This window comes from Paenibacillus gallinarum (assembly GCF_014836635.1).
Taxonomy (GTDB): domain Bacteria; phylum Bacillota; class Bacilli; order Paenibacillales; family Paenibacillaceae; genus Paenibacillus; species Paenibacillus gallinarum.
This window is the reverse complement of the sequence record NZ_JACSQL010000008.1, coordinates 217881-240875: the sequence shown is the minus strand read 5'-3', so window position 1 is coordinate 240875 and position 22995 is coordinate 217881. Positions and strand designations below refer to the sequence as shown.

General features: G+C 43.4%; 22 protein-coding genes and 2 other annotated features. All 22 genes read right to left on the bottom strand.

Annotated features, from left to right (window positions below):
• Positions 1–31: 31 nt before the first annotated feature.
• The gene (gene rpmA / locus H9647_RS17385) at positions 32–343 is read right to left on the bottom strand and encodes a 50S ribosomal protein L27 (protein ID WP_191802270.1); all 312 of its coding nucleotides are present in this window, start codon (positions 341–343) and stop codon (positions 32–34) included.
• Positions 344–361: 18 nt separating this feature from the next.
• A complete protein-coding gene (locus H9647_RS17380) occupies positions 362–694 on the bottom strand; it encodes a ribosomal-processing cysteine protease Prp (RefSeq protein ID WP_191802268.1) in 333 nt (110 codons plus the stop codon).
• 12 nt (positions 695–706) lie between these two features.
• Entirely contained in the window at positions 707–1018 is a 312-nt protein-coding gene (gene rplU, locus H9647_RS17375; RefSeq protein ID WP_160036361.1) for a 50S ribosomal protein L21, read from the bottom strand.
• A 13-nt stretch (positions 1019–1031) separates the two neighbouring features.
• Positions 1032–1119 (bottom strand) — a sequence feature (ribosomal protein L21 leader region).
• 76 nt (positions 1120–1195) lie between these two features.
• Positions 1196–2386, bottom strand: coding sequence for an Rne/Rng family ribonuclease (locus H9647_RS17370; protein WP_191802266.1), 1191 nt, complete (start codon positions 2384–2386; stop codon positions 1196–1198).
• Between the two features lie 67 nt (positions 2387–2453).
• Positions 2454–3308: a M50 family metallopeptidase gene (locus tag H9647_RS17365; protein ID WP_191802264.1), complete on the bottom strand. Its 855-nt coding sequence runs from the start codon at positions 3306–3308 to the stop codon at positions 2454–2456.
• Entirely contained in the window at positions 3301–4197 is an 897-nt protein-coding gene (locus H9647_RS17360; protein ID WP_191802261.1) for a M23 family metallopeptidase, read from the bottom strand. Before H9647_RS17360 ends, H9647_RS17365 begins: the two co-directional genes overlap by 8 nt.
• 307 nt (positions 4198–4504) lie before the next feature.
• Positions 4505–5299: a septum site-determining protein MinD gene (gene minD, locus H9647_RS17355; protein WP_191802259.1), complete on the bottom strand. Its 795-nt coding sequence runs from the start codon at positions 5297–5299 to the stop codon at positions 4505–4507.
• A 5-nt stretch (positions 5300–5304) separates the two neighbouring features.
• A complete protein-coding gene (gene minC / locus H9647_RS17350; RefSeq protein ID WP_191802257.1) occupies positions 5305–5967 on the bottom strand; it encodes a septum site-determining protein MinC in 663 nt (220 codons plus the stop codon).
• A gap of 76 nt (positions 5968–6043) precedes the next feature.
• Positions 6044–6577: a rod shape-determining protein MreD gene (gene mreD / locus H9647_RS17345; RefSeq protein ID WP_191802255.1), complete on the bottom strand. Its 534-nt coding sequence runs from the start codon at positions 6575–6577 to the stop codon at positions 6044–6046.
• A complete protein-coding gene (gene mreC / locus H9647_RS17340; RefSeq protein WP_191802253.1) occupies positions 6577–7416 on the bottom strand; it encodes a rod shape-determining protein MreC in 840 nt (279 codons plus the stop codon). Before mreC ends, mreD begins: the two co-directional genes overlap by 1 nt.
• Positions 7417–7674: 258 nt before the next feature.
• A complete protein-coding gene (locus tag H9647_RS17335; protein WP_191802251.1) occupies positions 7675–8691 on the bottom strand; it encodes a rod shape-determining protein in 1017 nt (338 codons plus the stop codon).
• Between the two features lie 154 nt (positions 8692–8845).
• The gene (gene radC, locus H9647_RS17330; RefSeq protein ID WP_318245332.1) at positions 8846–9535 is read right to left on the bottom strand and encodes a RadC family protein; all 690 of its coding nucleotides are present in this window, start codon (positions 9533–9535) and stop codon (positions 8846–8848) included.
• An 85-nt stretch (positions 9536–9620) separates the two neighbouring features.
• Positions 9621–10238 (bottom strand): Maf family protein, encoded by a 618-nt coding sequence (locus tag H9647_RS17325; protein ID WP_191802249.1) that lies wholly within the window; start codon positions 10236–10238, stop codon positions 9621–9623.
• A gap of 103 nt (positions 10239–10341) precedes the next feature.
• Positions 10342–10680, bottom strand: a complete 339-nt coding sequence (locus tag H9647_RS17320; RefSeq protein WP_404822638.1) for a DUF4321 domain-containing protein — start codon at positions 10678–10680, stop codon at positions 10342–10344.
• A 25-nt stretch (positions 10681–10705) separates the two neighbouring features.
• Positions 10706–12010, bottom strand: coding sequence for an SPOR domain-containing protein (locus H9647_RS17315; protein WP_191802247.1), 1305 nt, complete (start codon positions 12008–12010; stop codon positions 10706–10708).
• Between the two features lie 125 nt (positions 12011–12135).
• Complete coding sequence (gene murC, locus H9647_RS17310) at positions 12136–13503, bottom strand: UDP-N-acetylmuramate--L-alanine ligase (protein ID WP_191802334.1); 1368 nt, start codon at positions 13501–13503, stop codon at positions 12136–12138.
• Positions 13504–13510: 7 nt separating this feature from the next.
• On the bottom strand, positions 13511–14887 hold the full coding sequence (locus H9647_RS17305) for a bifunctional folylpolyglutamate synthase/dihydrofolate synthase (RefSeq protein ID WP_191802245.1): 1377 nt from the start codon (positions 14885–14887) through the stop codon (positions 13511–13513).
• Between the two features lie 69 nt (positions 14888–14956).
• Positions 14957–17635: a valine--tRNA ligase gene (locus H9647_RS17300; protein WP_191802243.1), complete on the bottom strand. Its 2679-nt coding sequence runs from the start codon at positions 17633–17635 to the stop codon at positions 14957–14959.
• 80 nt (positions 17636–17715) lie between these two features.
• Positions 17716–17998 (bottom strand) — a binding site (T-box leader).
• A 232-nt stretch (positions 17999–18230) separates the two neighbouring features.
• The gene (locus H9647_RS17295; RefSeq protein ID WP_191802241.1) at positions 18231–19559 is read right to left on the bottom strand and encodes a LysM peptidoglycan-binding domain-containing protein; all 1329 of its coding nucleotides are present in this window, start codon (positions 19557–19559) and stop codon (positions 18231–18233) included.
• Between the two features lie 147 nt (positions 19560–19706).
• Complete coding sequence (locus tag H9647_RS17290) at positions 19707–20612, bottom strand: RluA family pseudouridine synthase (RefSeq protein WP_191802239.1); 906 nt, start codon at positions 20610–20612, stop codon at positions 19707–19709.
• The gene (hemL, locus tag H9647_RS17285) at positions 20609–21913 is read right to left on the bottom strand and encodes a glutamate-1-semialdehyde 2,1-aminomutase (protein ID WP_191802237.1); all 1305 of its coding nucleotides are present in this window, start codon (positions 21911–21913) and stop codon (positions 20609–20611) included. Before hemL ends, H9647_RS17290 begins: the two co-directional genes overlap by 4 nt.
• A gap of 46 nt (positions 21914–21959) precedes the next feature.
• On the bottom strand, positions 21960–22961 hold the full coding sequence (hemB, locus tag H9647_RS17280; RefSeq protein WP_191802235.1) for a porphobilinogen synthase: 1002 nt from the start codon (positions 22959–22961) through the stop codon (positions 21960–21962).
• Positions 22962–22995 lie beyond the last annotated feature (34 nt).

Below are 22995 nucleotides of genomic sequence, written 5' to 3'. Positions count from 1 at the left end.
TGCCGAAGGCTCCTTAGGCTTAAATGCCTTATTACGCTTCTACTGCAGCTGCTACAGGAGCAACATCAACAGGGTAGACGCTCACTTTTTTGCGATCGCGGCCCAAACGTTCAAATTTAACAACGCCTTCCACTTTCGCAAACAAAGTATCATCTTTACCGATACCTACGTTCGTACCTGGATGAATTTTCGTTCCACGTTGACGAACAAGGATGCTACCACCACTAACTGTCTGACCGTCTGCACGTTTAACACCAAGACGTTTAGACTGGGAATCACGACCGTTCTTTGTGGAACCTACCCCTTTTTTGGATGCGAATAACTGAAGATCCAATTTTAACATTGTAGTCTACCTCCTTCTTTAGTTATTGTGCTGCTTTATCTGAATATACTCACCGTATGAATCGACAATCGAATTCAGCATTACCACAAGTGATTCAAGCAGCAGCTGTACCTGAGAATAGATATTGTCCTGAATTCCGGAAGGAAGATAAGCACTGACAAAACCATGCTCCATTTCCGCATCAAGTTGAACACCCGTAAGGGCTTCAATTGAATTCACGGCACCCACAGTTACGGCAGATACACCCGCACATACAATATCTTCACCGGCTTTTGCATAATTCGCATGGCCCTTCACTGAAAAACCACGAATGCTGCCATCACTAAGACGAAAAATGTGTACAGTAATCACTGTTCCACCCTCTTACGCTTGGATTTTGCCGATTGTTACTTTAGTGTAAGGTTGACGATGACCTTGTTTTACACGGTAGTTCTTTTTAGGTTTGTATTTGTAGATAACAACCTTTTGACCTTTACCATGTTTTTCAACAGTCGCTGTTACAGTTGCGCCGGCTACTACCGGTGTACCTGCAGTCAAACCATTTTCACTGGAAACAGCCAAAACACGGTCAAACGTTACAGTTTCACCATCAGCTGCGTTCAATTTCTCGATGAAAAGAACATCGCCTTCTTGAACTTTGTATTGTTTACCACCAGTTTCAATAATTGCGTACATTTGCTTGCACCTCCTCATGTCTCAGACTCGCCTAATCCAGGTGACTGCACGTCCATACGGAGTGTAGTACTTCAACCTGATCGGAGCGGTTGCAGCATGTGCAGCAATGAATACTAAACACATACTTAGTGATTGTAACAGATTCGATTATAAAAATCAATAATTTCTGCAAACCTTCTAATCGATAAAAAGTGTGCTTTCTTCTCTCACTTTTTTGCGTGTCAGCTCAAGTAATCCAAGTCTTGTCCATCCGACTACAACGGACTTTGTTCGATCTTTCTTAATTTCCACCTCAAGTGTCCGTAAGACCCTACTACGGTTTTCTTCCTTCTCCATATCAATAAAATCAATAATAATAATTCCACCCATATCCCGAAGGCGAATAAGCCTAGCGATCTCCGCTGCGGCTTGGAGGTTAGTTGCAGTGACGGTCTCCTCAAGGTTTCGTCCGCCAATATACTTTCCTGTATTGACATCAATTACGGTCAGAGCTTCCGTATGATCGATAACTACATACCCGCCACCGCCGAGCCAAACTTTTCGCTTAAAATCTTTCTCAAGCTGTTCTTGGACTCCGTAAGCTTCAAACACCGTTTGATTACTATGATGTACATGAATTTTTGGAGTTTCGCTATATACCATTTCCAAAAAATAAGCTGCAGCTTCTTTAGCTCTTTGTTCATCGTCGATGACAAATTCATCTCCGCCTTCTGTATAGCTGTCCCGTATAAATCGCTGCACAATACTTAAGTCCTGATGGAGTAAGCGTGGAGCGTTACTGGTCTCTGCTTTGAACTGAATTCTTTCCCATTGTTTACGGAGTTGAATCAAATCGCCATCAATAGATTCCAAACTTTCCGATTCTGATACGGTCCGAATGATCATGCCTTCTTCCTCAGTCCTGCACTTTTCACTAATTGTCTTTAACCGATTTCGTTCACTTTCTTTAGCAATTTTCTTGGAGACAGCGACGTATCCAGCGAGCGGCATATATACAATGTAGCGTCCAGGGAGTGCGTAATGTGTCGTCACTCTAGCACCCTTACCTCCTACAGGTTCTTTGAAGACCTGCACAATGATCTCCTGACCAACATGAAGTAGTTCCGTAATCAAAGGTTTTACCTCGGACTGCTTATCCAAATGCGGGTGCAATACATCATCAATGTACAAAAAGGCGTTCTTTTTCTGGCCAATATCCACAAAGGCAGCTTGCATACCTGGTAATACATTGACCACCCGTCCTTTAAAAAAAGAACCAAGTAATCCACGTTCCCCTGTCCGTTCTGCTGCGTACTCAACTACCTTGCCTTTCTCCAAAAGTGCCATTTGCGTTATGTTCGGTTGGCAGTGTACAATCATTTGTTTCATGGCTTCACCTCTAGAGACTTTTAAAAAAAGAAAATAATAGTAATCGCGCGCTCACTTATTTTATGAATTACCCCTTTTTCTCGAAATATGACTCAATAATGCGCTGTTCCGGCAGAACACCTATGATCTTGCCCTTAGCATTCATGACATAGATCATATGATATTTCTCTCTCTTAAATAAACGCAAGATTGTATCTAAAGGTTTCGTAGGTATTGAAATTATTGGCTGTGCAAGACTAGCAGATGATAGATGATAAGCAAACAACTTATCCCTATTAACTAAAAAACGAACAAATCGGTAAGGTATATTGCGATAATCTTCGATCCCCGAATAGAGTAAAAAACATCCCATAAGCAGAATGTTTAACTCTATCTTCCCTGACTCCTTCATTAAGAATGGAGACAACGAGATTAGAATCATGACGACACTAGCGACAATGCTCAGCCTGTAAGTAATAACGAGTGTTTTGTAATAAGGAAGAAATAAGCTGATCAAAGCTTGAGCGATTTTTCCTCCATCGAGCGGAAGAATAGGCAGAAGATTAAACAAGGCAATGATTGCATTCGCCTGAATAAAATAAATCAAAAACTCCCCATCCCACCATTGTAAGCTGAGCATTCCTACTGCAGCTCCTATCATAATTACATTCTGAAGAGGTCCGGCTAGTGAAATGAGGATTTCTTTTCCCGCCGTCAAATCACCTCTGTCCTCAATGACAGCAACGCCGCCAAACGGCAACATTTGAATAGACTTTACCTGGATACCGAGCAGTGCTGCTGCTGATGCGTGTCCTAATTCATGAACAAACACAATCACAAATAAAGTGATGAGTTCAATAAACTGTCCCGTGGCAACGGACAGCATCATCAAGAGAACAAATACCGGATGCATGGACAGCCGAACACCCATCACATTAATCAAATGATATCACTTCCGTCGGATCAATATAGGTGTCTCCTTCTTTAAGTGCAAAATAAAAAGTATGATCCTGTTCCGAAGTACTTGCCGAGATTTGACCTATGAGATCTCCCTCTTCTACCCATGAACCGACGGTTAACCTGGTTTCTTCCAGACGACCATAGATACCAGTAAGTGTCGCTGTGTGCTGAATGACTACCGTAGTTCCTACCTCGGGACTCTTGCTCACTTCAATAACCCGTCCCGCGTCCATACTCTGTACTTGTTGAATTCCTCCCCCATCTGAATCGGGAACAATTTCAATACCTTTCATTGTAATCGCAAACGGCTGCGCAATGGTCCCTTGTATCGGAGTCACATATTTACGCGATGCAGAAACTTTCAACGGGGACGGATCATCATTTTGAAAGATCGGAAGAAAAGAAGGAGCCCCGCCAAAATGATCTGTATACCATACAGTAGCAGCAGTGAAATCCATCTCTCGGTGAAGACTGTCAGCAATAAACAGCTTGGCCGGCTGTAGAAAAGTTGCATCCCACTTGAATGCACCTAGAACTGTTCCAAACAATATGACACTGACAGCAAGCCTTTTTATAAAACCTCTCCTAAATCGTCCCGGACGGACGGGAGGACTTTCTTCAGGAAGTTCCCCCCAGCCTCGGTATCCCTTTTTCCATAGAACTTCCGGGTCCCGTTCTTCTTCTGCCTGATCTGTTCGTTCATATCGGTAAAGCCGCTCTGTCGGCTGTTCTATAGGCTGCTGTTTCTCCTGCAATCCTTGTCCTATGAATTCCTGCCCCATCAAATTTTTCTCCAGATGGCTTGTCTCGGGTTCAAGAAGCTCCCTAATGCGTTCTTTTCTTCGTTCTTTTATATTTTGTTTGATGTCCATGAACTCAGTCCTCCTAGTGAGGTATACTTCCACTATTTGATTTTATGAGCAGGAACAGATGAATATGAACAAGCCTTCTTTTTATATCAAAAAAAGCAATGGAGCTTTTAAGCTCCATTGCCTTTTAATCATTCGCTAACAATAGTTTTTATCTCATTTATTTCAGTGCCGACAAAAATACGAGAACGATCAAAAATAGACCAATCCCGTAAATACAGCACGATATTTAAGTACTCACGAAGATGAACAACATAAGAAGAAACATGTAACATAAGTTTAGCTGTTTCATTTGTATAGATAAATTAAATTAACCCATTCCAAAAAATTTCTTAAAGCGTGTAAACACACCTTTTTTCTGTTCAAGCAACATAAGCGGGACTGTATCACCAAGAATACGTCTTGCTATATTACGATACGCAATAGCCGCCTGCGAATCAGGATTCATAACCGTTGGTTCACCTAAGTTTGCTGCTTTAATAACAAGCTCATCATCAGGAACAATTCCAATAAGGTCAATGTTTAACACTTGAAGAATACTATCAATATCTAGCATATCGCCTGATTTCACCATATTATTACGGATTCGATTGACCACAAGCTTAGGAGATTTCACATGCGAACTTTCAAGCAGACCAATAACCCTATCAGCATCGCGTACAGCTGCATTCTCAGGAGTTGTTACTACAATCGCCTGATCTGCTCCCGCAATCGCATTCTTGAAACCTTGCTCAATTCCCGCCGGGCAATCGATAATAACATATTCGAAATCTTTTTTTAGTTCTAACACGATATCTTTTACCTGATCGGGGGATATCGAATTTTTATCTTTGGTCTGTGCAGCAGGAAGCATATATAGTTCATCAAAGCGTTTGTCTTTGACTAAAGCTTGACCTAATCTACACCGGCCCTCAGCCACATCTACCAGATCATATATAATCCGATTCTCAAGGCCCATAACAACATCTAGGTTGCGAAGTCCGATATCTGTATCTACCAGACATACCTTCTTGCCGAGTAAGGCAAGTGCGGTGCCTATGTTGGCGGATGTCGTTGTTTTTCCAACGCCGCCTTTCCCTGAAGTGACAACAATCGCCTCTCCCATGTATGCTACACCCCTTTAAACGCGTTAAAATCACGGTGCAAACGAACGATATTACTCGTTTTGTCGATCTGCATTTGTCCGTTCTGCAAGTAAGCAAACTCCATTCCCGCTTCACGCTTCTCCCATTCGTCCGGAGGACGGCTGATAACCTCTGCAATTCGCAGTTGAGTCGGGGCAAAATGTGCCGCGCTAATGATCGCTTCTTCATTACCAGAACTTCCGGCATGAGCCATCCCGCGCAGCGCACCCATAATAAAAATGTGCCCCGTACAGCTGACGGTCCCGCCTGGGTTTACGTCTCCGAGTAATAGAAGGTTACCCTCATGATGTAAAACTTGACCAGACCGAATGATGCCAGTGATGGTCGTAATCGCTTTTGCATCGTTAAGGTCATTCTTGGCATCCGGAGATTCAATGGAACGGATCAGTAGATTGCCTTTCTTTTTCAAAATTTGAAGAATGGCATCTTTCTGCTCTTCGGTAACGACACGCGAACCTAGTTTGATATCTACATGAATAATGGGACCAGACAATATATTTTGATGGCTGTGCTCCAGTTTATATCGTAATTCACTCAGCAGCTCTTCTAAATCACACTCGTCATCCATCAGAAAAACCAGGCCGTCCTTGATGCCTTTAATCGTCACATGATTCGATTTTACTGTCATAAGCCTGTCCCTCCCATCTCAAACATTCGTGCCGAAGCGCAGCAGTTCCTTCTTTTCCTTGCAAAATGCAAAAACATTACGTCTTATCCTTACTTAGAGATCTATGTCGAGACAGCTTATCCAGCTGTTTACGCAAAGGTACATAGATAATAAGAGCAAATATAAAATGAATAAATACCGTAGGTATCATGTATTCTACAAGCGCCCAGTCATAGGAAACATGATTGAGCTGAAAGAGTTTATATATAAAAAACAAAATCGTATCGAACAATAAACTGCCTAAAATGGCAACCATCATCATAACAGGCATCGTAGTTCGCTGAGACTTAAAAATAAGACCCAGTAAATATGCAGCTAGTCCCATGGAAAAGGAATACGGTCCGATCATGTGTCCATAAAAAACAACGTCATGCAGCAACCCGAATATAATACCAAGGACTAATGCGGTGTGCCTGTGATAGTATACCGTTACGAACAAAATCGCAATATACACAAAGTTATAACCTATCCGTGGAAGCAACGCATCCGGAATGATCCACGGCATAATCGTGCCTTCGAGCACAAAAAGGAAGAACAACAGAATGATGAGTACCTGCTTCCGCCCCGCCATTATGGAGTTACCTCCGGAGGAATGACAACAAATACTTCCTTCCAGTCAGTGAAGTTTGCCGCAGGCTCAATGTAGGCTACTTGTGCCAACCCATATTCACTCACTTCTATTTCCTTAACAGTGCCAATAACCATATACTTCGGAAAACCTTCTATGATCCCGGAAGACATAATAACATCTTCCTCTTCTATGTTGGAACTCTCCGAAATTTTCGTCATTTGCAGATAACCTGTTTTAGGATCGAATTTTTCTATCATGCCAAATGTATTATTCTCTTTGCCTACGACGGTGGCTGCAATCGCATTTGCATCGCTTGAGCTTGGGTCGAGTGCTGTAAGAAGAGTGACGGTCGCAGTAAAGTTACTTACATGACTAATTGTACCTACCAGTCCATCAAGGGAGGTTACTGCCATTCCTTCTTTAATTCCTGCGTTCTCACCGATGTCGATATTCAGTACTCGGTTGTTAGGATCAGAATTTACACTGATAACTTGTGCAGTTCGAAGTGTATAGTTATGTCTATTCTTCTGTTCTTCTGTGAACTTTAAATCTTCCTGAAGCCGTTGGTTCGTCTCGGCGAGATTACCGTATCTAACAGAATCCTGTTTATACTGTGCAACTTTTGTTTTCAAAATTTCATTTTCTTCCTGAAGTCTCTTCAGGTTGGCTATATCTTCAAAAAAACCAGAAACATAAGACGCAGGTTTATAAAAAATTTGCTGAACAAATCCAACCATATCTTTGGTGAATTTCTCAGGCAAGGATAGTCCTGCTCTTGACCCCACAGTGAAACCCATTAGAGCTATAAAAATAATGATACCAACAAGTAAAATAAACAATCTTTTGTTGCCAAGCCATTTAAACAGTTATAACACCCTCTTACATCCCTTATTTCGTAATCATGTCTACTACTTAAAAAGGGAAAGCAAGTGTAGCGAGGCCAAAGGCCTGTTCTCTACTTTCTTGCGATCCCAACAGTAGCATCAACATAAAAAATGAATGGAGCATTGATGCTATATCGCATCAACACCTACGGCCATACCGGCTCAGCTCGCGGCGGATGCAGCCAGCGGGCTGAAAGTACGAACTATCGCGGCTTAGCGTTTACTTCTTGATTTGAATAAATGAATATTGTCCAGCGCTTTACCTGTACCGATCGCTACACAATCCAAAGGATTCTCAGCTACAATAACAGGCATACCTGTTTCTCCAGCAAGAAGCTTGTCCAGGTTACGAAGAAGCGCACCACCACCTGTTAGAACAATGCCGCGATCCATAATATCGGCTGCGAGTTCCGGTGGACATTTTTCGAGTGTAACTTTTACAGCTTCCACAATAGAGCCTACTGTGTCTGCCAAAGCTTCGCTGATTTCATCAGATGTAATGGTAATCGTCTTAGGCAGTCCAGTGACAAGGTCACGACCACGAATCTCCATTGTCTCTACTGCATCCAGTGGAAGAGCAGAACCTACTTCCATTTTGAGCTGTTCTGATGTACGTTCACCAATCATAAGGTTATACTGACGCTTGATGTATTGAATGATAGACTCATCCATTTCATCCCCTGCGACACGTACAGAACGGCTTGTTACAATACCTCCAAGAGAGATGACTGCAACTTCCGTAGTACCTCCACCGATATCAACAACCATGCTGCCTGTTGGTTCCCATACCGGGAGATCAGCACCAATCGCAGCTGCGAATGGCTCTTCAATGGTATAAGCTTCACGTGCACCTGCTTGTTTTGTTGCATCTTCTACAGCGCGTTGTTCAACAGCAGTAATACCGGAAGGTACACATACCATTACATTCGGATGACGATGGAAGAAAGAACGCTGTTTTTGTGCTTGGCGAATAAAGTACTTAATCATTGTAGCTGTTGTATCAAAATCAGCGATAACGCCATCTTTCATCGGTCTAATCGCACGAATATTCCCTGGTGTACGACCAATCATCTTTTTGGCAGATTCTCCGACTGCCTCAATGACTTGTGTATCCGTACGTATAGCAACTACGGATGGTTCTCTTACGACAATTCCTTTTCCGCGGACATAAACGAGCGTATTCGCCGTTCCCAAGTCAATTCCCAAATCTTTTGTAAAGCCACCTAACATGCTGTAATCTCCCTTTCTTTTCCCTGCATTATTAACGTTGCTTGTTTCATGAGCAACTGCAACTTTATGATCCGATTCAATAAATAGCTAGATCAGAACACAAGGTATGTATCCTGTTATTCCGCTTCATAAACCGTTAACGTACCACATTATATTATATGAACCCTTGTTCCTTCAAACTCACAAATTTCCCATCCCCGATCACGACATGATCCAAAACCTCAATTCCTACAATTTCTCCTGCCTCAAGAAGACGCTTTGTGAGCTTTATATCTTCCGGACTTGGAGTAGGATCGCCGCTGGGATGGTTATGTGCACAAATCAGAGATGCGCTGCTGCATTTGATCGCTGCACGAAATACTTCTCTTGGATGAACAATAGCAGCATTAAGACTGCCCATCGAGAGCGTTTCCTGAGCTATTACATGGTTTTTGGTGTTCAGAAACAGACATACAAAATGCTCTTTCTGCAAATACCGAAGCTGTTCCATCAATAAATCCGCTGCATCTCTTGGACTTCGTATTGTTGGACTACTAGGCAACCTTGACTGAGACAGTCTTTGTCCTAGTTCAATTCCCGCTTTTAGCTGAACAGCTTTGGCAGGACCAACACCTTTAATTTGTACCAGTTCCTCGATAGTTAAATCAACAAGACTGCGAAGACTACCTGCTTCACTCAGAATTCGCTGAGCAACATGTATAGCAGATTCCTGCCTAGTTCCTGTCCTTAGTAAGATAGCTAATAGTTCCGCATGACTAAGTGCACCCGCCCCATGATGAAGCATGCGTTCTCTCGGGCGCTGTTCTTGGGGGATGTCGCGCAACATGTACCCTGGCGAACTCATCTTTTCCCTCTTTTCAAAAACAAACCTAGAACTTTCCCCACCATTTGAATCTATAAGGTCTAATTGAATCTAATAATATCTAATTTTACGTTTCATCTATGGCAAGCACATGCATACCAAGCTCAGCAAGCTGTTCGCTTAGCAAGGACAATGGCAAACCTACAACGTTAAAATAACAACCTTCAATAGATTCAACCAGAACGGAACCAATGCCTTGAATTGCATAGGATCCTGCCTTATCGAATGGTTCTTTGGTTGCAATGTAGGCACGAATTGCTTCATGCGTTTGTGCTTTCATCTTCACTTTTGTCTTACGATGATCTACGATGATACGCCCTGTATCTCCCGATATGCAGGCCACTCCGGAGTACACCTCATGAGTACGATTCTGCAGCATACCTAACATTCGAAAAGCGTCTTCCTCATCCTTCGGTTTACCAAGTATCATTCCATCCATTACGACAATGGTGTCGCTTCCGACTACTATTGCACCCTCCATACTGGCTTCGTAGGAATCATAGACCGCCTTTGCCTTTCGAAGCGCTAATTCTTCAACGACTTGTTCAGGTGTATAGTCCGCTGGTGTGTCCTCATCTACATGACTTGGAACAACTTCAAATGGTAATCTAAGTGAAGCAATAAGTTCGCGTCGACGTGGAGATGTTGAGGCTAGAATGATTCGATGGTTCTGCTGCTTTTTCAAAGGGATAACTCCTTACTTCACCGATAATGCTATAAGCATCTCTGTTTTAATCGTTTTCTGTACTGACTTAAAACTGCTAAGATATGCAAAGTGAATATACTGCTTACAATTTGCGATAGAGCCAAATTGCTGACACCATACCCAGCAGACTAAGCAGGCTCATTTTCAATTGAATGTTTAGGTTATAACTAATGATGTCGAAATTTGCTTTTGGCGACCAACTTATTGTTGTCGTATTCGTTAGAATAGAAAGAGCCTTGAATTGCTCTAGGCCCTTGGCTATGAAGGCTCCTATCAGCCATCCCAGGAGCAGAAACAGTAACAACATGCCGAAATTTTTTTTCATTGTACTCTTCCCTCGCCATATTTTGACACCTTCATTATTATACGGGAAGCAACGCGTAAGTACAAATACAAATCCGGCCTGGGGAAGTATTTCCATTTCCCGGCCGGACCAAAGGGTCACCTTATGTTTGTTTCATTACCTCAAGCAGCTGTTTTTCTTGAAGGATATAATCCATTACAGCAGACTGTACCTTCCACATATGCTCTTTATTAGGATTTTTATTATATTCGAAAACTGCACTAATAGCAGTACTCATTGAGGACTCCATCTTCCGTTCAATCTGCTTACCGTTCTCAGAGAGTCCTGCATGGATCGCTCCAACACTGCTTGTAAATCGCTGGTGTGCATCCGAGATCTCGCTTAATTTGTCCTTTGATACAGCGGTTTGAACTTGCTCGCCAATATGAGTGATTGATAAAGAAGCAAGCATGTCAGTAAGTACTCTGCTATTTTCAAAAAAAGGACTAACCACATCTGCATCCCCCATGAATACCACATCTGAAACGGCAGGCAGAGAGATCTCTCTTACGTATAGCTCTACTCCTTCTGTCTTCAGCTGATTACTTATTAGCTTTGCTTCCTCCCGATTGGAAGATACCCCTGCATATACTCTCGCTTCATCCATTGGGTCACTTCCTGCTGCAATCCCTGCCTGGGTGAGCTCTTTCTTTGCCTGACTTGCACCTTCTGCCATGCTGAACACACCATACTGAAGCATAAAATAAGTCGCTCCTGGTATGGATACAGCAGTGCTAGCGATATTGGGAGTTTCCGTTCCCAACGTCTGTGTCTGGGAATTTACAGTAGGAGATATAAGGTCTGTCCCTACCGCCGTTCCCGATACAGTCTGAGGAGTTGTACTCGTTTCAGAATCGAGCATAGACATGGCTACAAATCCAAATAACACACCGGTCATTACCGCGGCAGTTACCGAACCAAATACTTTCCATCCTCCTGGGGTTTTTCGATGATGAACAGAATACGATTTAGTGGTTATCTCCGGATAATGCTGCATAGGTAAATCCTCATAAGGATCCCCATTATCTTCCCTGGCAGAAGAGCCCTCGGTAAGCCTCCTATTCTCGATCATCGAAGAACCGGCATAGGGACCAAAAGGTTCACCCCAATCATCATAGATCGAATTTCCGTAATAGGTATCTTCCTTTCCCGCTTTCTGCTCTGCGGAAAGATATCCTGAAAGATTTTGTTCACTGTAACCTGACCGATCTTTTTCCCCATCTAACTGGTGATATGTTTCAGGTGGAGGGACGCTACGATCCAGCGAGATTGGATTTATTTCAGTTCCCAAAGCAATCTTCTGATTAGTACGAGGAGACTCTATTTTTTCTGTTATGCGGTTGGGAAGCTGATGAGAAGTATTCTGAGATTCCTCACCAAAACGAAAGGTCATTCTCGCCTTATTCACGGTGTAAGCCCCTCCCTTGTCCTTTTTATCAGCTATATGTGTGAAACATGCGATATATGCATAAAAAGCACCATCTCTGCCTATCACAGAAATGATGCTTTTTATTATGGTTCTTATCGAGTCGCCTATTTCAAGCCTTTAGCCAGCTCATATCCAGCTTTCCAAATATCCCCTGCTCCCATAGTTAACACTAGATCGCCTGGGTTTAATCGGTGTTCCAAATCTGTAACTACATCCTCTTTTGTCGGGAAGTAGGTTGCATTGGGATTACTGTTTTGCTTGATTAGCTCAACCAATTTAGAGGAATGAACCCCTTCAATTTGTTTCTCCCCGGCAGGAGAGAAAATATCCGTAATAATGACTTCATCTGCTTCAGCAAAAGCTCGACTAAATGCATCTAGCAAGAAGAATGTTCGCGTATAACGCTGCGGCTGGAATACGGCAATAATCCGTTTCCCTGTCGCTTTTGCAGCACTGATTGTAGCTTCGATCTCTGTAGGATGATGAGCATAATCATCGATAATCAGAATATCGCGCGCTTCACCAAGCACCTGGAATCTGCGTTTTGCACCGCTGAATTTCACGATTGCTTTCACAACGGATTCAAAAGGGATGCCTGCTTCTAAACAAGTGATAATCGTTGCCATTGCATTGCTTACATTATGTTTACCAGGTACAGATAGCTCTACTTTGCCTAGCGGAGCTCCGCGATGATTCATCGTAAATGAAATATGACGATCACCAAGGATAAGATCCGTTGCTGTATAATCCGCTTCCGCATCAATTGCATAAGTAATAATGTTAGATTTGAGCTGTGGCATAATACTCTGAATGTTCTCATCATCTGCACAAACAATTGCACAGCCCTCAGGTTTTACCTGATTTAAAAACTTCACATAAGCATTTTTCAGCTCGTTAAAATCGTTATTGTAGTTTTCAAGATGGTCGGCTTCCAGATTGGTTACAATCCCAATCCAAGGATGATAATGCAAGAATGAACCATCACTCTCATCTGCCTCAGCAACGACACAATCGCCTTTACCTGCCTTGGCATTCGTACCAAGGTTCATAATCTCTCCACCGATGATGTAAGTAGGATCTGTTTCACATTCTTCCATAACAAGCGCGATCATTGAGGAAGTCGTTGTCTTACCATGTGCTCCCGCAACAGCAACTCCCTTACGCTCGTTAAGTAAACGTGCCAACATTTGTGCACGATGAAGAACCGGAATTTTTAATTGTTCCGCTTCAACACGTTCCACATTGTCCGCAGTCGCAGCCGTTGAATAAACGACTAAATCTGCGCCGTGTACCTGTTCCGCTGTATGGCCGATATATACTTTTGCTCCTTTTGCGGCGAGCTTTTCAGTTAGCTCCTGGGATGCCACATCCGAACCTGTTACCGTATAACCCATCTCTAGCATAACTCTTGCAATGGCGCTCATCCCATAGCCGCCGATACCGATAAAATGTACATGTTCCGTAGTATTCAACAAGTTTTCACCAACCTTTTTCAGAATCGGTTTGATGCAAAAGACTGGCCCGAACATCTGCAATTAAATACAAAGTGCCGGACACAATCCCCAGATCGTCCGCTTCCGTCCGTAACTTAAGTAAGCTCAGTGCATTTTTCCATGAAGGTTCTACAATGATGTCAAGGTTTGGTTTGGCAAAGGATGGACGAAGCTCTTCTACCATATTTTTTAACTGTGCCGCATCCATTTTACGACGGAAATCAGGCTCAGTCAGGATAAGCGTATCCACTAGTGGCAGTATATGCTGTAAATATGATTTGTGATGCTTATTCTCCAGCATGCCCATCATTAAAATTAATTTCCGATCTGCATACAAATCCTTTATCGTTCTGGCAAGTGTTTCTGCACCTTCCGGATTGTGTGCCCCATCCAAAATAAGAAGTGGATCATCGGACACTTTTTCAAAACGTCCGGCCCAGAAAGCTCTGTGAAATCCTTTTTTCAAATCTTCCTCTTCCATATAGAACGCCATGTACTGGCGCAGCACTTCAAGTGTCATCAGAGCACAGGCAGCATTTGCACTTTGGTGCTTGCCCTGCATTGTCAGCTCCACATCAAGTTCACGAAACGGTCCATTATAATGGAATCTTTGACCATTCTTATTAACCTCAAGTTGCTCATAAGTAAACTGTTCACCTGCAACATACAGGGTTGATTTTTTCTTAGCACAGGTTTCACGAATGATACGAATTGCTTCCGGCTGTTCAACCGTAGTAACAACAGGGACGCCGGGTTTAATAATCCCTGCTTTTTCAGATGTAATTTGTTCAATCGTATCCCCAAGAATATCGGTATGGTCAAAACCAATATTCGTAATCACCGAAATGATAGGAGTCACGACATTAGTTACATCAAGCCTTCCCCCAAGCCCAGTCTCCCATACTACCACATCGGGATAGCATACCTCCGCATAATACAGAATTGCGAGCGCTGTCGCAACCTCAAACATCGTCGGAGATCCAAGTTCTGTAGCAGCCACTTCTTCCACAAGAGGCTTCAGCTTGTTAGCCAGCTGCAATAGAGTGTCTTCCGGGATGTCTTCTTCATTATACTGAAAACGGTTTGTAAACTTGGTGATATACGGAGAAGTAAATGTCCCTACATCATAACCGCCCTGTCTAAGGGTAGAAGTCAGAAAGGCACAAGTCGATCCTTTTCCGTTCGTTCCCGCGACATGAATGAATTTCAGATGTTTATGAGGGTCGCCCAGCTTGGATAATAACAATTCAATCCGGGATAGTCCCGGTCTAATTCCAAAAGGAATAAGATTGTTAATCCAAGCTACTGCATCATTGTAGGTTTGTAAAGGAGCTGCACAAGCAGCTCCCGTATTTTCAGACATTTTCTTCACCCTCCGATTGCGAAATTTGTGAGACTTTTCTTTAAGGGATATCGCGAAACTATAACCGAATTAGCTTTGTAGTTCAGCAATACGAGCAATAACTTTACTGCGTTTATCAGAATAATCCGCAAGTTTTGCACGTTCTTCTTCAATCACTTTAGCTGGTGCTTTGGATACGAAGCCTTCATTGCCAAGTTTTTTCTCAATGCGAAGCACTTCTTTATCTAAATTCTCGCGTTCTTTCTCAAGACGAGCAATCTCCTGATCAATATCGATTAGTCCTGCGAGCGGGAAATAAATTTCAGCACCTGATACAATTGCCGTCATCGCTTTCTCCGGCGTAGGTAAAGAAATACCAGTAGTCAGATCGGAAGTATTACAGAATCTGCTAACATAAACAAGGTTGTTGTCGATGATCTGCAGCGCATCCGCATTACTTGCATTTACATTCATTTCAATCTTCTTACTCATCGGTACATTCACTTCTGCACGAACATTACGAACAGCACGAATGAGATCCATCAGCATATTCATCTCAGCTACAGCCTGATCGTTAACAAGTTCTTCGGTAAATTCAGGCCATGCTGCAAGCGTAATGGTCTCTCCTTTATGCGGCAAATGCTGCCAAATTTCCTCTGAAATGAATGGCATGAACGGATGAATAAGACGCATTGTACGATCCAGTACATAAGCAAGTACCGACTGGGTCTTACGTTTTGCCTGCTCATCTTCACCATATAACGTCAATTTGGAGAATTCGATGTACCAGTCACACAGATCATCCCATATGAAGTTATACAGCGCACGTCCGGTTTCTCCAAATTCATAAGCGTCCATAAGACGAGTTACTTCTCTTGCTGTCTCATTTAGGCGATGCAGAATCCAGCGATCAGCCGTGGATAGTTCACCTGTAATGTCAATGTCCTCATATTTAATGCCTTCAAGATTCATGAGAGCAAAACGGGAAGCATTCCAAATTTTATTCGCAAAGTTACGTGCTTGTTCTACACGCTCCCAGCGGAAACGAAGATCTTGTCCTGGTGTGCTGCTTGTTGAAATCATATAGCGCATTGCATCTGCTCCATATTTTTCAATAACTTCAAGCGGATCTACCCCGTTGCCAAGCGATTTCGACATTTTGCGTCCTTCTGCATCCCGTACCAGACCATGCATCAGTACATCTTTAAACGGAATTTCATCCGTAAATTCAAGCGCTGTAAAGATCATTCGAGCTACCCAGAAGTAAATGATATCGTACCCAGTTACGAGCACAGACGTTGGATAGTAGCGTTTCAGATCTTCTGCGTCTTCAGGCCAGCCTAGAGTAGAGAAAGGCCATAACGCCGAACTAAACCAAGTATCAAGAACATCTTCATCTTGACGAAGATCTGCAGAACCACATTTCGTACAAGTCGTGAGGTCTTCCTGACTAACATGAAGCTCTCCGCAAGCATTACAATACCACGCTGGAATACGGTGTCCCCACCAAAGCTGACGAGAAATACACCAGTCGCGAACATTCTCAATCCAGTGAAGATACGTTCTCTCAAAACGATCTGGAACAAAGTTTACCCCTTTTCCGTTCTTCTGAGCTTCAATCGCTCTTTCCGCAAGCGGCTGCATCGCAACAAACCACTGTGTAGACAGATAAGGCTCTACAACAGCACCTGAACGCTCACTATGACCAACTTGATGCACATGGTCTTCAATGTTAATGAGTACACCTAGTTCCTTAAGGTCAGCAACAATCTGCTTACGGCACTCACTACGGTCAAGGCCTTTATATTTACCAGCTTCCTCGTTCATGGTGCCCGTCTCATCCATGACTGTGATTTGCGGCAGGTCGTGACGAAGACCGACTTCAAAGTCATTTGGATCATGCGCAGGCGTAATTTTTACCGCTCCGCTTCCGAACTCTTTTTCTACATATTCATCTGCAATTACAGGAATTTCACGGCCAATAATCGGCAGCACAAGTACTTTGCCAATCATATCTTTGTAACGGTCATCTTCGGGATGAACCGCAACTGCTGTATCACCAAGCATGGTTTCTGGTCGCGTCGTTGCAACGGTAATGGAGCCACTGCCGTCTTTTAATTCATATTTCAGATGGTATAAGTGACCTTGTACTTCTTTATACTCAACTTCAATATCAGATAAAGCAGTACGTGCTGCCGGATCCCAGTTAATGATACGTTTTCCGCGGTAGATGAGGCCTTTATTATACAGTGTAACAAACACTTCGCGTACAGCTTTTGATAACCCTTCATCCAGCGTAAAACGCTCACGAGAGTAGTCAAGAGACAAGCCCATTTTCGCCCATTGGGAACGGATCGTATTGTTATATTCTTCTTTCCAGTCCCATACCTTCTCGAGGAACTTTTCGCGTCCGAGATCATAACGAGTAATCCCGTCTTCTCTTAATTTTTGCTCTACTTTGGTTTGGGTTGCAATCCCTGCATGGTCAGAACCTGGCAGCCAGAGCGCGTCATAACCTTGCATCCGTTTCGCACGGATAATAATATCCTGAAGTGTAAAGTCCAGCGCATGACCGATATGAAGCATACCCGTTACGTTTGGCGGTGGAATTACAATGGTGAAAGGCTGCGCATCCTTGCGCTGACCTGCTTTAAAGAAATTATTTTCCATCCAATACGGATACCACTTCTGCTCCGCAGCATGCGGATCATAAGTTGTTGGCATTTCCGTCTGATTGGATTGATTTGGTTGGTTTGTTGCTTCAGACATATACATTCCTCCTGTTAATTTAGAAATCCAAAATTTATTTTTCATCGGTAACGATAAAAAAACAAAAAGACCCTTCATCCTCAAAGGACGAAAGGTCATTCTTTCGCGGTACCACCTTTGTTTCATACCAAAACATAATTACCACAAACTTTAGTTTGCGGCTTGATATGACACTTTGTTAGGCAGTATAACGGCTGCAGCCGGCCACATTCTAGTGCTCTCTATGTACAAAGCATACGAAAGCATTCAAAAGGGCAACTCCCGGGTGACTTCGGATCAGTAAAGTATCCTGCGGAATCTCACACCACTCGATTCCACTCTCTGAAGGGTTCACTGCTTACTACTCCCGTTCTTCGTTGTTCCATGTGTAAATTCAAGGGATCTATACGAACCACAATGAATTATATTCATTGTATCCCCAATCCTACAGACATCATACATTTCTAGCCTAAATTCGTCAACAGGCGAGTACCTATTTTCCGCATAGGGAAAGACTGGAGCAGGATGATAGCTAAGTTTTATGTAACGCCAAAATAATGATAAAAAAGTGTCCCTGGTCGTTATTACGTCCAAGAACACCTCATTTTAATATTTGTTAAGGAATGTAAAGCACCTGTCCCTCTTCAATAGACTGCTCGGATAAACGATTATACAGCTGTAACTCACGTGTGCTTAGTTGATACCTATCTGCAATCGTATCCAAGGTTTCTTCCCGCTGTACTATACAGAGCTTGACCCTCTTGAATGGCGTCTGCTCAGAACTACCGCCAAGAAACAAGTTTTTCCACTGTACATCTTCTGTCTGCTCTTCTTCACGCTTTTCTACTGAAATCTGTTCTTCTAACTGTAGAACCTCTTCCGTTCTCTTGCTCTTCTGAAGAAGAGAGGTAATCCCATACGAATCAGAAGCAGGTGCATCACTCTCTTTTTTACTGCCAAAAGCAACTTTCAGCTCCGGTTTTTCATCTTCTGCCTCTGGCTGAGGTACATCTGCTGTAAGCAGGACTCCCTCATCCTCCCAGGTAATCTCCTGATCATCTCGCTGGATCGTGGCAGATTCTGCAGCTTGTTCTTCTATAGGTGTTTCTGCTTCTTGAAGACTTACAACAGGTTCCGCAGGCGTTTCAAAATGCCAAACTTCTGGCGCGGCAGAGAGCTCAGTCGCAGAATTTTCTTCTTCCGCGTCCTGATTATATTTTGTCTCTCTTAGCTCCCAGTTCTCTTGATTCTCTATTCTCTGCTCTTCTATATTAGAATCTTCCTGCTGATTAGAACCTTCATCTACAGATAGAGTCTCATAAGGGAGATTCCAAACGTCTCGCTCCTCCTGCCCCTCATTATGAGTGGAAGTCGGTGTTATATAAGGAGCATAAAATGTAGGCGGTACGGGAGAAGCGTCACTCGTACGTTCTTGCTCAAATGAAGCTTCGCCATCTTCCCTAGCATGATGATATGGGTTATATCCGCTATACTCTTTTGGTTCGCTATTCCCCTGTTCAGAAGCAGAATTCGTGTGTACTACCGTAAATTCGTCCGAATTCCAGGCAGGAGTTTCCTCTGTTTGAATCCCTTCAATTCCTCTGAGAGACAACACCCCGGTAATATTCAAGCTTCTTGTAGACAATAGATCGACATCAAAATTCTCAATTTCAACAGCGATCTCATCCACAGAGGCAACCCGGCTAAGCGGAATCGTAATCTCCACCGGAATCAGGTGTTGCAAACCTTCCTGTTCCTTATTCTCACCAATATACACACCTGACAACAGCAGATGCCCCCGAAGAGCTGCGTGTTCCTGATCAGTAATCACCTGTATTCGAGGATAGAGTTCAATCTCTTCAAGCTCTGCAATAGCAGGAACATGTTCTGGTAATTGAACACGTTCATAAATATCAAATCGAAGTCCGTAGGGCGGGTTTAACATAGCTGTAGTCCTCCTTTCGGGCATATAGTTACCATGAAAAAAGACCATGGCTTTCGCTCATGTAACGAGAGTTTAGCAATAAGTTTCTTCTCGTTGACATGTATATGCTCTAAATAAAGGACTCATACCATTTTATGAGTATTCGATCTATTCCACTTTTTTTCTCGCTTTATATAGTTCCATAATATCTTCCGGCCAAGGTGCCTCAATACGGAGCAACTCTCCTGTAAACGGATGATGAAATGTAAGCCTCTCCCCGTGAAGGGCTTGCCTGCGAATCCCTTCATTTCTGCCCCCATAGAGTGTATCACCAAATAAAGGATGACCGATGTGGCTAAGGTGAACTCTGATCTGATGGGTTCTCCCTGTCTCCAATTGCAGACGGACAAGAGTTGCCTCGTCTAACCGTTCAGAGACCTTCATACGAGTTACCGCATGCTGTCCTGTAGGCGAAACCCTTCTTCTCTGTTTGTGATGACGATCTTTGCCGATCGGATATTCTAGCACTTCTTCATTCTGAGTAATGATTCCATGAACGATCGCCACATAGGCTCTATCAATCGCTTTATGTTCCATCATCGAATTTAGTTTTAATTCAGCATATCGATTCTTGGCGTATAGCACAGGTCCGGATGTATCTACATCAAGCCTGTGGATATGGCGTACCGCAATCTCTTGACCCTCAGATTCATAGTAGGCAGCAACCGCATGATCCAGCGTAATAATTCCATCATGGCGCTCATTTCCGTCAGGATGGACTGGCATACCTGTCGGTTTATTAACAACAAGACAAAAATCATCTTCATATAAAATATCAAGCAGGAAATAACGTGGAGAGATGCCTAGCGATACAGACGGAAAAAGGGCCAGCCTCAGCCGGTCCCCCGCAATTTTGATCCCTTGATTTTGCTTCAATTCATGAAGAAGTTTAGGCGGCATGCCCAGCTCCTGCAAGAGCCAAGCTTCGGCAGCTGCATTCCGATTTTCGCCAGAGAGTGCTTTTTTTCCTGGAGTAAGCTCCAGCCATTCTCCTCTTCTTTTTGAAGTAATCATAGTTTTCTCAGCGCATTATAATTAGCTTCAATTGTATCTTCAATATCTTGTTCGGAATGCACACCCGAGATAAACATTCCTTCAAATTGAGATGGTGCTACGCTGACTCCTTCCTGAAGCAGATGTCCGAAATAGGCCCGGAAGCGATCGAGATTACTTGATTTCGCGATATCATAGTTCGTAACAGGCTCCTCCGTAAAGAAAGGACATACCATCGAGCCTACCCGATTGATCGTTATAGGAATACCAAGCTCACGTGCATTTTTCTCAAAACCAGCTTGCAGCTTCGCTCCTAGCATCTCCAAGCGATCATAAACTTCTTGATTGAGTAAACGAAGCGTAGTCAGACCCGCTGCCATAGCAAGCGGATTGCCGCTCAGTGTACCCGCTTGATAGATCGGTCCGGAAGGAGCAATCTGTTCCATAAGATCCCGACGACCGCCATAAGCACCCACAGGCAGACCGCCGCCAATTACTTTACCAAGGCATGTCAAATCTGGTGTTACCCCAAATCTGCCTTGAGCACTGTTAAGTCCCACCCGGAAACCAGTCATGACTTCATCAAAAATGAGAATACTTCCGTAATCTTCTGTAATTTGGCGAAGTCCTTCCAAGAATCCAGATACGGGCGGAACGACCCCCATATTCCCAGCAACCGGTTCGACGATCACAGCTGCGATCTCTTCTCCAAATTTCTCAAATGCTATGGCTACCGATTCAAGATCGTTATAAGGTACGGTGATCGTATTTACAGCTACACCTTCTGGAACACCCGGGCTATCCGGCAGACCAAGCGTTGCTACTCCAGAGCCTGCTTTAATAAGCAAACTGTCTGCATGTCCATGATAAGAGCCTTCGAATTTCAAAATTTTACTACGTCCCGTTATCCCCCGTGCAAGGCGGATTGCACTCATCGTTGCTTCGGTTCCGGAATTGACCATTCGTACGATATCAATGGATGGCACACGTTCGCAAACAAGTTTGGCCATTTCCGTCTCTATTAAAGTTGGTGCGCCAAAGCTTGTCCCTTTTATTGCTGTCTCTTGAATCGCAGCGATGACCTCGGGATGAGCATGTCCCATAATAAGCGGTCCCCAGGAAGCCACATAATCAATAAACGAATTCCCATCGATATCATAGATTCTTGATCCAATACCATGATCTGCATAGATTGGTGTAAGTCCAACGGATTTAAATGCACGAACTGGACTGTTCACTCCGCCCGGCATATACTGTTTTGCTTCTTCAAAAGCCTTTCTTGACTGTTCCTCCATACGAGGCTGACGTTGATTAGTGCCCATTACTTTCACTCCTCTTTGTGTAGTCACTTCCTACTTCCACCGTACCTTATTTCTCTGAGAGCCAGCGAGCCGCATCTTTGCCGTAGTAGGTGATGATCATATCTGCACCTGCGCGTTTCATGCTTAGCAAAATCTCCATAGCCACTGATTTCTCATCAATCCATCCGTTCATTGCTGCTGCTTTCACCATCGCATATTCACCACTTACGTTGTAAGCGACCAGCGGGAGATCAAACTGATCTTTGAGGGTTCGCATCACGTCTAAATAAGAAAGCGATGGTTTTACCATCAGCATATCTGCTCCTTCGAGAACATCACTTTCTGCTTCACGAAGTGCTTCACGTGCATTCGCTGGATCCATCTGATAGCCTTTACGATCCCCATACTGCGGAGCAGAGTCAGCTGCTTCACGGAAAGGTCCGTAGAAACCGGAAGCATATTTTACAGAGTAGGACATAATGGGGATATTCTCATACCCTGCTTCATCCAAACCTTGGCGAATTGCACCAACAAAACCATCCATCATGTTCGAAGGAGCAATAATATCTGCCCCTGCTTCCGCTTGGGATACCGCCGTTCTCACCAGTAGATCAAGCGATTCATCATTCAGAACATGTGCATGTACATGCCCGTCTCTTTCATGAGTATGAACCATTCCGCAGTGTCCATGATCTGTAAACTCACACAAGCAAGTATCAGCAACAACCAGAAGGTCTGGATACCATGATTTGATCAGCCTTGTCGCTTCCTGGACAATTCCATCTTCGGCATAAGCAGATGAACCCACTGCATCTTTCGTTTCCGGAATTCCAAACAAAAGTACAGCCGGAATACCGAGTTCAGCAATCTCTTGTACTTCTTCTTTTAAAGTATCTAAAGAAAAACGGTAGACACCAGGCATCGAAGAAATCTCCTGTTTCACTCCCGTTCCGTAAGTTACATAAATCGGTTGAATAAAATCACTCACATGAAGATGTGTTTCACGCACCATACTGCGAATTGCGGCAGTACTGCGCAAGCGACGAAGTCTAACATTTGGAAATCCCATAATCGATAATTCCCCTTTCTGTCTTCCTTTTTTT